Annotated in this window: 11 protein-coding genes and 1 pseudogene; 6 read left to right on the forward strand and 6 right to left on the reverse strand. The window is 38.9% G+C overall.

Annotation, left to right across the window (positions count from 1 at the left end; translation table 11 throughout):
- Window positions 1–2452: pseudogene (locus ACZ0NX_RS00005) on the reverse strand (hypothetical protein); the annotation flags it as partial.
- Window positions 2453–2857: 405 nt separating this feature from the next.
- On the opposite strand from ACZ0NX_RS00005, the gene ACZ0NX_RS00010 reads away from it, so the two are divergent.
- Together ACZ0NX_RS00010 and ACZ0NX_RS00015 are read left to right on the forward strand one after the other, a co-directional pair.
- A complete protein-coding gene (locus ACZ0NX_RS00010) occupies window positions 2858–3115 on the forward strand; it encodes a type II toxin-antitoxin system RelB/DinJ family antitoxin (protein ID WP_464404813.1) in 258 nt (85 codons plus the stop codon).
- A gap of 406 nt (window positions 3116–3521) precedes the next feature.
- On the forward strand, window positions 3522–4424 hold the full coding sequence (locus ACZ0NX_RS00015; RefSeq protein ID WP_464404815.1) for a hypothetical protein: 903 nt from the start codon (window positions 3522–3524) through the stop codon (window positions 4422–4424).
- A gap of 111 nt (window positions 4425–4535) precedes the next feature.
- Here ACZ0NX_RS00015 and ACZ0NX_RS00020 read toward each other — a convergent pair whose 3' ends face one another.
- The gene (locus ACZ0NX_RS00020) at window positions 4536–4874 is read right to left on the reverse strand and encodes a hypothetical protein (RefSeq protein WP_060786383.1); all 339 of its coding nucleotides are present in this window, start codon (window positions 4872–4874) and stop codon (window positions 4536–4538) included.
- A gap of 496 nt (window positions 4875–5370) precedes the next feature.
- Between ACZ0NX_RS00020 and ACZ0NX_RS00025 the strand changes: the two genes are divergently transcribed.
- The 3 genes from ACZ0NX_RS00025 (at window position 5371) to ACZ0NX_RS00035 (ending at window position 8531) form a co-directional block, all read left to right on the forward strand.
- Window positions 5371–5877 (forward strand): GNAT family N-acetyltransferase, encoded by a 507-nt coding sequence (locus tag ACZ0NX_RS00025; RefSeq protein WP_060786384.1) that lies wholly within the window; start codon window positions 5371–5373, stop codon window positions 5875–5877.
- A gap of 10 nt (window positions 5878–5887) precedes the next feature.
- The gene (locus ACZ0NX_RS00030; protein ID WP_464404817.1) at window positions 5888–6841 is read left to right on the forward strand and encodes a hypothetical protein; all 954 of its coding nucleotides are present in this window, start codon (window positions 5888–5890) and stop codon (window positions 6839–6841) included.
- 409 nt (window positions 6842–7250) lie between these two features.
- Window positions 7251–8531: an MFS transporter gene (locus ACZ0NX_RS00035; RefSeq protein ID WP_464404819.1), complete on the forward strand. Its 1281-nt coding sequence runs from the start codon at window positions 7251–7253 to the stop codon at window positions 8529–8531.
- Here ACZ0NX_RS00035 and ACZ0NX_RS00040 read toward each other — a convergent pair.
- Window positions 8502–8942 carry an InlB B-repeat-containing protein gene (locus ACZ0NX_RS00040; RefSeq protein WP_464404820.1) on the reverse strand — a complete coding sequence of 147 codons (441 nt, stop codon included), beginning with the start codon at window positions 8940–8942 and terminating at the stop codon, window positions 8502–8504. The genes ACZ0NX_RS00035 and ACZ0NX_RS00040 overlap by 30 nt on opposite strands.
- Complete coding sequence (locus tag ACZ0NX_RS00045; protein ID WP_464404822.1) at window positions 8929–9504, reverse strand: hypothetical protein; 576 nt, start codon at window positions 9502–9504, stop codon at window positions 8929–8931. The genes ACZ0NX_RS00040 and ACZ0NX_RS00045 overlap by 14 nt, the downstream gene beginning before the upstream one ends.
- Before the next feature lie 71 nt (window positions 9505–9575).
- Between ACZ0NX_RS00045 and ACZ0NX_RS00050 the strand changes: the two genes are divergently transcribed.
- Window positions 9576–10268 (forward strand): lysophospholipid acyltransferase family protein, encoded by a 693-nt coding sequence (locus tag ACZ0NX_RS00050; protein WP_464404824.1) that lies wholly within the window; start codon window positions 9576–9578, stop codon window positions 10266–10268.
- Here the strand turns inward: ACZ0NX_RS00050 and ACZ0NX_RS00055 are convergent.
- Complete coding sequence (locus ACZ0NX_RS00055; RefSeq protein ID WP_464404826.1) at window positions 10265–12544, reverse strand: protein kinase domain-containing protein; 2280 nt, start codon at window positions 12542–12544, stop codon at window positions 10265–10267. The two genes, ACZ0NX_RS00050 and ACZ0NX_RS00055, sit on opposite strands and share 4 nt — an antisense overlap.
- Window positions 12545–12627: 83 nt before the next feature.
- Window positions 12628–13728 (reverse strand): polyprenyl synthetase family protein, encoded by a 1101-nt coding sequence (locus ACZ0NX_RS00060; RefSeq protein WP_415688713.1) that lies wholly within the window; start codon window positions 13726–13728, stop codon window positions 12628–12630.

Raw genomic sequence — 13728 nt, forward strand, 5'->3', positions numbered from 1 at the left:
TGTCTTCACCTTCTGGCGTATAAGTGATTTCCAGAGTATCAGTACCGTCTGCTGGAGTGATCGTGGCTGAGCCTTGATCGTCTCCGCTTGCTGGGACAGTGACGGTTGGAGCGGCTGGCTTCACGGTTATGGTTAGAGTTACGTTGCCGGTTTTTCCTGCCGAGTCGGTTACTGTGAGGGTTAGAGTATGCGTGCCAACTTCCTTCGGCTGCATCTTCGTAACAGTGAGATCCAACACTTGTTCCTGATCAGTGTCAGTGGTTTTTGAAACACTTGCACGACCACCAACGATATCGGTAGATTGAAGCAGATTGGCGCCCATTAGCGCGTCTATATAGTTGATTTTTTCAACCTTCACATCATCTTTAGCAACAATGTGAATCTTCAAATCTTGCCCAACTGTTACAGGCGATGAAGTAGCAGTAATTGTTGGGTCTTGAGCATCCTTAGGCGCAGTAGCTTGTTTTTTCTCACTTTTTTCTGAAGTTAGTTCAAATCCTTTAATTATTACTTTAGGAGTATTTTCATCAGGCTTCTTTACAGTCGTTGTTGCATACACGTCGCCTTCAGGGATTCCATCCTTAACAGTAATCTCCGCTTTACCATCCTTAATCGTTGTAGTAGAGCCGATTTCATTGTTATCTTTATCAAACAGTTTAACTGTTGTAGTAGTGCCTTCAGGAATGCCGCTACCAACAGATACTGTTACTTTCTGCCCTTTCTTTCCAGCAAGATCAGTCAGATTAGTGTCGATAACTGGCTTCTGTGGTTTAACCTTGATGGTTACAGTTGCTGTACTCGTGGAGTCATCGGAGTATGTTCCCTTAATACTATGGGTAAATACGCCAACTGTATTAGTGTTTGGAATAGGTTTGCCGTTCCACTCTAAGGTTGGCTGCTGTTTAAGCTTGTTGCCATTTTTATCAGTCACAAATTCGTTAATTTTTGTCAATGGCGGTAATGGTTCACCAACGGTAGTAGTAATGGTTTTACCGTAAAGAGGGTTTTCTTTAGCAAGTGTAGTAACTTTGACTTTAACTGTGCGTGTGGTAACGTTGCCAGAGCCATCCTCGGAAGTAATGGTTACTGTCTTGTTGTTCATGCCTTTAGTAACAGTGATGTCACCTGATGAAAGTGGATTGTCTTTGCTTCCAGCGCCTTGCTTGGTTATAGGAGTGTCCGTTAAACCAGAAATGCTAAACTTCTCAATATAACCCTTGTTATCGGTGGTAGTGAAGCTTAGTTTTTCGCCTTCCTTGAGTTTAATGGGCTTAGTTTTGTCGGTTATTTCAGTTTTGCCATTGTAATAAATTTTTGGCGCTATGCTGTCAGTTTTATTGCGCTTTAATTTACCATCTTTGTCTTCATCGTTGTTTGGGTCTCTACCAGAAATAACTGTGTATGCAGAATTTGTAGTTGCTCCCCAAGAACCACTATTTGCCCATGTCCATGCGTTTTGAATGTTTGCATACTTTTCGTTATAATTGTCTGCGTTTTTATTAATAGCTCCTGGACGAAGCTTTAATTCTGCATGCATATGATACGCAACATTGTCATACGGTTTAGCAACTGTTATACCCAAACCGTAATTTTTGTTATACTGCGGATTATAAAAAGCATACGTTGTTTGATCTCCAGCCATTCGACTAATAAGAGGGTCATTTCCGTTTTTATGGAAGATTTGATCTAAATCGTCATTAACTTTATTAGGATTAAGTCCTATACCTACCTGATAAAGAGCATAACCTTTTTTCCCAAAATGCGTGTCACTTTGTTTCATGTTAGGCACAGAGAATGATAGGGAATCATCTTTCTCAAAAGCTTCCGGATCTTGCGAAAGAATGTGACCTTCTTTTTTCGGTCTGTACGCATCGTATCTAAGATTAGTAACCGTATCAGATTTATATAGACCATTTGAATCCAAGTCTGCAATCGCATATGGTACCTGCCATAAGTACCATTGCTTGCTAGCTTTAGATATCATTGACTTAGCATTGTTGTTGAAGAAAACATCGAAAATAAGATAATCAGAGTTGTCACGTGTTTCCACATGCGCATACATAGCTGTTTTATCATTAACAGCTTTCCAATTATTATCAGATCCTTCCACGTCTGATTTTATTTCTGTCGCATTGCTGTTTACACCGCGTAATCTTCTAAATTCAAGAATATTTGGATGCTGCAACCAAGGTTTCTTTTCGCCTAGTGGAACATATTCACGATCTTGATACACAGGATCGGCGGCTTTCGTAAGCCTTTCAGCTGTTGTGTTGTACGTTGGTGTAGTAACTTTGTTTGCCGTAACAGCCATGGCAGGTTGGCTGCCTAAGCAGGTTGCTGCTGTCAACAAAGCAGCCATTGTTGCTAACGGAAGTGTGTGCACTTTGTGTGCAGAACGCTTTTTAGAAGATTTTGATGATGATGTATGTTTTGAAGGATTAGTGGTAGCCATAACAATCTCCTTAATTTTCCCTAATCTTTAACGAATTTTTAAACAAATAAATAGAACGAATTCTATGACAAATCTCTCCAAAGCTAGTAATAAAGCTCTCTATTTAAATGAGTCTATTTAAAATTCTATCATTTTTTGCTATTTTTTATAATATTTTTCAGTTTGACATTAGTTTAGACTGTAAAATTTCCTGCGGGGGGGGGGGTGAGCTAAATGAAAATTTCTTGCAAAATGTTATAACGATATAACTTTTAATAAAATTTCTTATTATTTTCGTAATCTGTAATACGTCTTATGGTGTGTCGCAGATTTGTGATTGGGTAATCACTAAACAAATGTTGTAGTTCATTACCTCACTATAATTTTGATACTAAATCGTTTAGTACTTTGTTGAATACAGCGAATATGAATGTGAGAATACAAGAGAATATTAAGCAGCAGGCGGAGCAGATTCTGGAAACGATTGGAGTTCCTAGGGCTACTGCTATTGACATGTTTTACAGTCAAATCATTCTTAATAAGGGTATTCCGTTTTCGCTTACTATTCCAAAGTCTCTTCCAGCACAAGATGATATGGATGAGAAAACGTTTAACGCGTTGATGGCTAAAGGCTATGATCAGGCGGTTCGTGGTGATAGTTATCCGATAGATGATGTTTTTTAGGAGCTTGAACGCTGATTAGCAGCCGTGGTGTGAACTTGGTTTTAGAAAATTAAAATATTTAGTGCTAAAACCAATGCTTTTGCTATGTGTCTTTCTGCGTTTTTATGCTGAGCATTACTCAATACGTATAATTATGTGATTAAAAAACTAAAATACATATAATTATGTGATTAATTAATTATGTGATTAAATGCGTCAGAACATACATAATAGTGTGATAATAGTGCGATATGTCTAAGGCATAATGCGACATATAGCCTAGGGGCATTTAGGCTATTTTTGAGTCCTCTGTCGCTATTATAATCAGCGAAAAGCAAAGTATAATTTTTAAATCTTCTCGCTTATAAAATTTAAAAAATGATGGTAAAAATTGCGTAACATATTTTTCAAGAAAGAGCAATTAATTATGAAAGAAATAAGAGAAAAGTTAACATCACGTTCAATCATCATAGCTTTAATTTTGATAACGTCAGAAGCAATGAAATACTGCTATCTTATTAACGTTTTTGAAAGATTATTATTGCACGCTCAGGTATATCAATCGATAATGTCATTAATCACGCTAATAGTATTTTTAGTATGCATCTGCTATGTTGAGCTAATTTATCATAAAAATAATAATCTTATTTTTAAACCCAGCAGTTACAGAAATAATACTTTTTTCAATAAGATTGTAAAATATAATTTAATAATTCATGTTGTAATGACAGCGGCTCTTTTCTTAATTCCAAATGAAGTGAAATATAACTACACAATATTAGTTATTGCAGTGCTTGTTATTGAATTTTTAAGACCAGATGTTCTGCGCGTTAAAGAAGAAAGAAAAGAAAATCCAGAGAATGTTAACATCGATGTAGACGCCGATATTCAGCAGCTTGCATCTGAAGATATTGAGGATGACATTGATGGTGATGCATATTATGAAATTTCTGGTAATGCATATTACTACAAAATTTTAGAAGAAGCTAAAAAAAGAAACATTGCAGTTTATAGAAAACTGCTAATTAGAAGAGGTCAAATGTGCAGCCCTGAGGAGTATATAGCATGCGCGGAAGATGAAGACTCTTTACCTGAAAGAATGAAAAGGGATCTTGAGAGAGAAAAAATTCATTACGCGAAAATTATTGATTGCGTGGGAAGAGATTATTTAAACTTCGATAAGCTTTTCGGCTCCGATTATGAAGCTTTGCAATTCCTTCACGACATGAACAAGAGTGAGAACCCTGTATGCACTCCTTCTGACGTTGAATATTTCTGGAAGAATTATGAAAAATATTATTATAATCATCCGTCAATAGCTGATAAATAACGCTCTCCGAAGCTTCGTCTTCGGAGCTTTGTACGCTAAATTATAAAAAGCGGCTATTGTTTTATTTTTTAAACGGCCGCTTTTTGCTTTCCCAATTTTTCAGTCAATTTTTCAGTCGTCGTTATTATCATAAAGTTTTGAGAACTTGCCGCTTTTAAGGTCGTAATCCTCTTCTATTTTGCCGTTAAGATAATCTATTCTTCGCTTATAAAACCATTCCACTGTGTCGCGGGGAATTTTATCTTTTAAATCTTCTATTTGAGTGTTGTAGAAATCATCAAACGAAGGGTAACGTGCGTGGTCAAGATAGTATACGTCGATGTAATAAACTAGTTCGGATTTATAGTATAAGTCGCTGCCTCTTTCAAAACGTCCATAAATACATGCATCTTCAATGTCGCAACGGTTAATTAATGTTATTGCATCATCTGTAAGATTCGAGTAAAACATTTTTCTCCCATCTTTAAAAAACTTTCCCTGCTATTTTTCTTTTATCGTATTGTTATCTATATTTGTTACAAACGGACTTTTTTTATATCCATTTGTTGCCACACAAGCAATATAGACTATTTTACCAAGTTGTAGAATACTCTACTTTATTTGGTCGGAGTGCCTAAATTGTGGCACCCCGAATTTTTATTTTATGTTCAAAATTTTATTCTGCTTATGTAATAGCACATTATAATACGATAATCAATAACATATAGTTTACAATTTTGTGATGCTGTATTGTTTGATTACGTAGTACCGCTGCTGTTTTTAAAGTCTCAGCTATGGCGATTTACCAGATTTTCTACTGGAAGAGATGCGTAATCTGCTTGATTTTGCTTTTGTATAGATTATGTTTCGCGATGACTACTATTAAAGTTAAACGGACTATTATGGATTCTAATTTTAATAGAATTGTATTCTTATTAGAATTGCATATTAAGAATAAGAGGAACTTATGAAATTAATTAGACCAGATAGTAAATATATTCAAGGTTATATAGAAGCAAATGAAGAAGATGAAATTCTTAGGCCGAATGCAGAAAGACGTTTTATACACCCTGAGACAATTATAGAGAGTTCTTATAACTATGAGCATGGTATAAATTTGCCTGAAAATTATGTTAGAGCTACTACATTTTGGTTGATAGATAATGAAAAATTTATTGGTGAGATTAATATTAGGCATGAATTAAATTCTTTTTTAATTAACTATGGTGGTCACATAGGGTACGAAGTTAGACAGTCTGAATGTATGAAGGGCTATGGAACAAAAATGCTTTCTATGGCACTTACATATTGTAAAGAGACTCTGAATCTACATAAAATTTTGATTACGTGTGATGATGACAATATTGGCTCGATACGAGTCATAGAAAATAATGGTGGAATTTTAGAAAACAAAGTTAAAAATAGCTTATCAAGAGGAAACGTTACAACAAGAAGGTATTGGATTAATATATAGAGGAAAGATGATGAGTGAGACGAAGGTAAGGCCAGTGCTTTTCAAGCATGCTTTTTGGGATAATGTGGTTACAGAAACTGTTGCTGGCGTTTGCACGCTTATTATTGCGTTGCTTGTGCAGCAGTTCGTAGGGCGCCGCGTACTAGGTTGGGAAACTGTGGTCATACTCGCGTTGAGTATTGTGGTGTTTTCGCTGCTAAGTGCAGCGCATCTGCAGTGGTATAGGCATCGAAGACCAGATGACGGGTATTTGCTTATTGGAATCATCGATTTTGTGCTCAGGCTGCTGGTGACCTCTGGTATTGCTCTATTGCTTGTTTCCAATACTACGCTGCTAAGCATTATTATTGGCGCAGCGATTACTAGTGTGTTGATGTTTGTTTTAGAAAAGCCTTGGCAGCCAGGTATGACGGATGCGCAATTACAGGAAGCTTCAAAGAAATCGGTTGAGCTTGGCGTTCAAATGCTTGAAGAAGAGCGCGTAAAGCGCGCCGAGGTGAGAAACACGATTGCATTACAGAATGCGAGCGAAGGTAAAACAGACACTCCTAGAGGCGTGTCTCTAACATTCTCCTCGTTAATCGTTGCGAATATGCTGATGGAAGCAGTATATGCTGTTGTTACATTTTTGCTTGCATTGATGCTGCAATGGTGGATGCTGGGTACTATCGCTGGCTGGCGAACGCTACTCGTCATATTCTTGGGCAATATGCTATTTTCTTGCGCGGCAGCTGCGGTTATGGTTCTGATGGGCGCATTGAAGGCTGATCAACAGAAATGCCTAACAAAAAGTTGGCCTTTCTTAGTTATTGTTGTACTGCTTAGACTGCTGATTTTCGGTGTTCTCGCTTGGCTGCTTACACCGAGCTTGGCATGGGTGAGTGTAGTCGTTGGTATTGTACTTACCAATATTGTTCTCGTTATCAAGTGGCACCCACGGAGAAGAACCGCAGTAGACGCATAAGATTTTATAAGACTGTTTTCTTCTTCTTTAAGCAAAAGGCTATACGTACGTGGAAAGTGTTTGCTTTTATGCTGATAGTTACGCAATACATAATAATGTGATTAAATACACTAAAATACGTATAATTATGTGATTAAACGCGCCAAAACATACATAATAGTGTGTTATTCGCTAAGGCATAATGCAAATTTTGCTTTCTTTTTAAACGAGAGTATAGTGTTATCAAATTTGTCAAATAAGCTATTGGATTTGTGTAGTTTGTAGTGAATTATTTAAGTTTGGTAGCGATTTGAAGGTAGTTATGTAAGTTTGCATGTAAGCTTGCGTGTAATAGTTATGTAGGTTTGCATGTAAGTTTGCATGTAGGTATGCGTTATTTTGAAAGAGTTTTAGAGGAGAGTTGGTTGTTGTGAAGTCAATTTTTAGCAAAGATAATATCTTTATTCGTATGAGATCTATTAGTCCAGCATTGCGATGGGCGCTGGTTGGATTCTGTTTTTCTATGCTCGGCAATCAGGCGTATGAAGGATCGGTTTTGCCTTCGATTATTATTGTGGGCTTGCCGGCTTGGGTGATTGGTTTTCGTAAGACTTTTATGACGGTTGCCGATTTTCTTTCGCCATGCTCTGGTTGGATTGTTGATAAGCTTGGCGGTTTTCGCGCTCTTGCAATGACCGAAGGCGTAGAAGGCGTGCTCAGTTTACTACCGCTTCTTATGCTTGGCTCTCCAGCATGGAAGTGGTCGCTTGTGGCTCTTTCTTGCGCGTTGTTGATTACTGGGCAAGTGATTGATATTGCTAGCGAAGTTTTCGAGGTTGATGCTGCGGGCGGTGATGACGGCATGATTGTAAACTACAGTGGCATTGTGAGCGTTTTGGCGAGTGTTACAGGAACCTTGCTCGGCTCTCCGCTTGGATCTTGGATTGCAAGCTGGTCAATTCCTGCGGTTTTGATTTTCTCGTCCGTCACTTCTTTTGCGGCTTGCGCTACGCGATTTATTATGAAACAAGACATTGCGCAAGCGTCTAACGAAGTAGAGGGAGCGTCGCAAGATGTAGAGAATGAATCGCAAGAATCGCAAGAAAATCAAGAAAATGACGTTGATTCCAAATCTGCAGCTAAGCAATTTGCGAATCCATTACTCAAGAGTAAAATCATGCTTCTTGCTGGATCTCTTTTGGTCGCTTTTATTCCTGCATGCTCTGTTTCTTATATCCTGCTCGGTTTTGGTAAGCAATATGGCTCTAACTCTTTAACAATACTGTATATTTTCACTGGTGTAGGAAGCGTACTCGCGTCCGTTTTGTATGCGCATTCGTCTCAAAAACTCGGTTTAAGAAAAGTTGCGATTTTAGGTATTGCTGTGAGCTTAGCTGCTTATTGCCTTATGTTTATTAATCTTTTGCCAATGATGTGCTTTGCGTTCTTACTTGAAGCGATTGGCGGAATGCTACTAGTAGAGCCGATTATTGTTGCGCGTCAGATTCTGTTTAAAGGAAGTACGCTCGCTAAGTTTTCTGGTTGGGCGCGCCTCGCATTTGCGATTGGTGCTACTGGCGGATCTTGGATTGGATTTGCATTCTCGTCTATGTTCCAATGGCAGCTTTTGCCTATACTAGCGCTGATTTTTACTGCTGGTTTGATTGTTGTTTTGCCGCAGTTACCAAACACTAGCTACGCTAGAAATTAGGCGCATAGGGGTGAATACTGTCTTTGTTGTAATTTGCGGATCAACATTGAATTCTGTTTGCGGCTGCGTTTTATGAGTATTTGGCTTTGTGCCTCCAGGTGTGCCTGGGGTAGGTGTAGGAGGTTGTGTTATCTTTGTCCAATGCGCAGTTAATGTAACGTCAGACGTTACAGTGTCTTTATCAAAGTTCCACTTGGTAGTTTCATCCTTAAACCAGCCAGCAAACGTGTAGCCAGTTTTTGTTGGATCAGAAGGCTTAGTTACCTTTGCACCATCATCAACCTTAACTGATGTTGTGCCGCTAAAGGTAGCGCCTTCGCCTGGGATGAAGGTTACTGTGTGCTGCGTGGCTTTTTTCCAATGGGCAATTAATTCAGTGGTTTCGTATGCACCTGGCCTATAGCCTTCCAAACTCGTTATAGTCTTCGATAGAAGTGTTGCTCTTTTTTCTAGACATAAGTAGGCCTGCGCCGCCAATCAAAAATAGGAAAGCACTAACAGAGCCAGTATAAAGCGCAAGATATGGCACTAGAACGCTTAAAATCATGCCTAAAATTCCCAGAATAAACACGCTCCATAAAACTATAAGGGTAATGGAAACGTTGTTAAAATGAGGGTTTGGAGCAATAAAGTCGTCTCCATACTCGTCCATTGTTTTATCAACATCCAGCCAGCTCGATTTGGTATTATCTCTTGGACCAGATTTTCTTAAATCAGATTTTCTTAAATCAGATTTTCTTAAATCAGATTTATCGCTCAACGCTATATTTTTTAACGGTTTTGCCGCTTGATTAATGCGTTTTTTAAAGATTTTTGCACTTTTTGACTTTTCTAAATCGTTAAAATCCTCTTTATGCTCGCTAACAAATTGAGACCATGAGTCGTCAAAGTTTTTATCAAGCGAGTTGTTAGCATTACTGTTTTCGCTATTCGGCAAAGGGTTATGGGAGTTGGTATTCTTAGAAGAAGTCATGAATTATACTGTAGCAAGTCTGCTTGATAGTTGGAATGCTGTTTTGCGAATCTTGCTAGAACGGGGTTAGCATGTTGTATTGGTTCTTTGTAAAGGGGTTTGGATTCATTGCACGCTTAAGGATTCATCCTACTGCTCAAGGAGTTAACAACATTCCTAAAACAGGCGGTGCGATTATTGCAGCAAATCATCTTGCTGTTATTGACGACGCACTTTTGCCTCTTACATGCCCGCGCATGATTCATTTTATGGGCAAAGCCGAGTATTTTGAAGGCAAGGGCTTAAAGGGTCGTTTTAAAAAGTGGTGGTTTACGTCTGTTGGTGTGTTCCCTGTGGATCGTTCTGGTGGGTCTAAATCGCTTGGTGCGTTGAATCACGCTAAAGAAATCCTAGAAAAAGGTCAGCTTTTTGGAATTCACATTGAAGGAACAAGAAGCCCAGACGGAAAGCTTTATAAGGGTCATTCTGGCGCTGCAAGATTGGCGCTAGAAACGGGATGTCCGATTATTCCAGTTGCAATTATTGGCACTCGCGAGCTTCAAAAACATGGTCAGATTATGCCTGCAAAGGGCAATACAAAGGCGATTTACGGAAAGCCAATCGAAGTTAGCAAGATGAATCCAGAAGACATTACTCACGACATTCTTCGAGATCTTACCAATAAAGTAACCATGGCAATTCAACAGATGAGCGGTCAAGAGTACGTTGACGAATATGCTCAAACTGTTAAAAAGCGCATGCAAGATGCGCGCGAAGAGCGCTAAATAATCGTTAGCGTTACGGTTGTTGGGTTTCCGTTTTCGTCTAGAACTCTAACTTGAGACCCTGGAGCTGCGGATTGGAACCTAACAGTATGCATAAGATCGCCCAAAGGCGCAGAAATATTAACTTTTAGCCCAAGCGATTCAAGTATTCTTCTAGCTTCGTTAGCGTTCTTATTGCGCACATCTGGCATTGTTATAGTCTTTGGCCCCTTAGAAACAACCACATCGAGTTTATCTCCCCAATGTAGTTGCTCTCCCTTTTGTACGCTAGCGCTAATAATCTTGCCTCTTTCAACTTTGTCGTTAAACTCTTCGCTGTAGTTTGGAACGAGTTTTGCTTCGCCAAAGGCTTTGTCGGCCTCTTCTTTTGTAAGATTAACAACGTCTGGCATAGAAACAGGCATAGGTCCCTTAGAAAGAATCACGGTAATGTTTTTATTGTGATTCATTTGCATTCCAGGGGTTGGTGAAATTTCAACAACGCAACCCTTAGGGATTTCCAAAGAGTAAATGTCATCGCTCGATTTATGCGTAATAGAAGTAAATCCAGCCTTCTTTAAAGCTTTTATAGGATTTTTCCCTGCGCTAGAAGTTGGATCCATAATGTCTTCTGGAATAGTGGACTTGCGTATGCCTTTGGAAACAACAACTTTCAAGCGGCCATTATTGCGCTTAGAAACTTTACCGCCACTAAAATCTGGATTAGTGAAAATAATGTTTCCTTCGGGTATGTTGTCGCTAAAGTCTTTAGAAACGGAATAAGGAATATTAGATACTTTAAGCGTGCGCTCGTAATCTACCCAAGGAATGTTTGTTATTTTGCACGCACTCTGCGATGCGCATTCTTGCGTGCTTGGTTTTGGCAAAGACCAGTAGCTTCCAGGGCCTAAATAGTACCAGTACGCTCCAAATGCAGCTGCTGCCAAAACAATTGCCGCGCAGCTGGAAGATGCAATTACAATGTTTTTGCGCGTGTTTTTGCGCGTTTCTTTGCCGTTGCCGTCTGCATTATTAGACTTATTTCGTTTAGCTTTTAAACGTTCACTAATAAACTGCGGAGCGCGCATTGTAACAGTGAGCATATTATTGTCGTTAAAGTCTTCAAGCGGATTGCTGTTTGTTGAAGTTGTTGAAGTTGAATAGTTTGAAGATTCCTCACCAAAATCGAAGCTCTTTGTTTCTAAGGCTTGAGTGGCATTAATATCGGTTGTTTTATCAATATCTGCAGTCTTATCTATATCTGCAGTTTTATTTAGCACTTCTTCGTTTTCTAAAGAGTTCAGGTTATTAGCAAAGCTAGGAGGAAGTGGTATTTGAGATTTTAGATTAGACTTTTTATCTTCAAATTTGCTGGCGATTATCGAGTCTTCAAGAGGTTGATTTCCATCGTTTGAATTTGCATCAAACTTATATTGCCATTCTTGCTCGCTTAATCCAGCGCAAATGCTTCTTAAAATGTTAAGCGCTTTATTAGCATCGGCTGGTCTTTTTTCCATTTCTCGAGCGGTAATAGCGCTAAGAAAATCAGCAACAGAAGAATTGATATCTTTGCAAACAGTTTTTATAGAAGGAGTATCTTCGTGAACATGCTTAAAAACAAGCGTTACGGGATTATCTGCGTTAAAAGGAACATGCCCAGCAAGCATTTCCCAAGCCATCATTCCTGCAGAATATAAATCTCCCTGCGGAGTTGCAAGATTCTTCTCAATCATTTCTGGTGCAAGGTATGCGGCCGTTCCAAGAAGAAGCCCTGTAGAAGAAAGAGTGGCTTGAGATACCGCTCGCGCAAGTCCAAAATCAGTGATTTGCACGTTTCCGCGGTCGTTAATCAAAATATTTTCTGGCTTAATATCTCTGTGAACAACGCCAGCAAGATGTGCGGATGCAAGACCGTCTAAAGTTTGAGCCAGCACGCGTAAAGTGTCTTTTACGCTAAAAGTGCCGTATTTGTTCATCTCGTATCTAAGATTTACGCCATGAACATATTCCATAACTAAGTAGTCAAGTCCTTCAAATTCGCCAGTATCGTAGACTTGAACAATATGTGGATTTGCGATTGCGGCGGCAGAAGTTGCTTCTCTGCGGAACCTTGCAATAAATTGTTCTCGGTGGATTCCCTGAGCAAGTTGCGTATGCATGATTTTAAGCGCAACAGGGCGATTAAGACGCTCATCTTGCGCTTGATAAACAGTGGCCATGCCACCTTCTGCTATCTTTTTAACTATGCGATAGCGATTTTCAATACACATTCCTGGTTGCGCTTGAACTTCACTCATGTAGTAAATCCCTTATACGCGTATTAAAACCCACTACTTAAAAGTGTACAGGTAATACAGTAAAGAATAGTCTTAATTTATACTTATTGCCATTCTTTAGGTATAAACATGCTAGAAATATTTCTAAGAATGACTTTGCTATTGGCGTTTAGCGTGCTGTTGCTTATTTTTTCTTGCGATTTAACCCAAAGATTATGAATGCGTTCTTTAGACTTACTTATAGCGCCGCTTTTGTTGTAAATATCAATGATTCTTTTAACATCATCTTCATTTCTGCTGCTAGAAGTGTATGCGTTTATAAGGAAGAGCTTATCTTCGGGAGTGCAAAGTTCTAATGCGTCTGCTAAAAGAACAGCACGTTTTCCTTCTTTAATATCTCCTCCAATCGGCTTTCCAGTGTGAGCAGAATCCGAAACAATATCTAAAAGATCGTCTGCAAGTTGGAATGCAATTCCCAAGGGGTCGCCAATCTGGTTTGCTAAGTCTATTGCATAATCTTTTTGCATTCCAGCAGCTAAAAATCCTAGAGAAAGAGGTGCAATAGTTGTGTAGCTTGCGGTTTTCCACCTAAAGACGTTTATAGAAGACTCGGCAAGTTTTTGTGGATTATCTAGGCTCATCATCTCGATTGAAAGATCTAGAATTTGGCCAATTCCAACGTTTTTTTGCATGTTTGCAAACTCGCATAAAACCTCATGTGGATTTTGAAGATTTTCGCACGCTTTTCTAGATATATCGAAGCTTTGAGACGCTAGAATATCTCCGAGCATTAATCCAAGCCCAGTTCCAATATGCTGGCTGTTTGTTGCTTTAGACAATGCGCAATAAGCGCTTGGTTTTCCTCGCCTTAAAGCGGATTCGTCGATTATATCGTCGTGAACAAGCGCTGCCGTTTGAAATACTTCTAAAGCACAAGCAAGGTTTAACATTGCGCTTTTTGAGTCATTGGAAAAGTGGCCATTGTTCTCTTTACTGCTCTCTTTGGCTGCGTCAAAAGCCTTTAAAGCTAATAATGCTCTAAGTCGTTTCCCGCCTTGGCTAGACAAAATAGCCTGAGATACAACGCTTTTAAGTGTTTCGCTGCAATTAGAAATAAGATTTTTACAAGCTAAAGAGTCAAATTGATTATAAATTAATTCGCTTATACGCGTATCAATGCATGACCTTTGAGAATCTAAACTCAT

Source organism: Gardnerella rara (genome assembly GCF_055452355.1).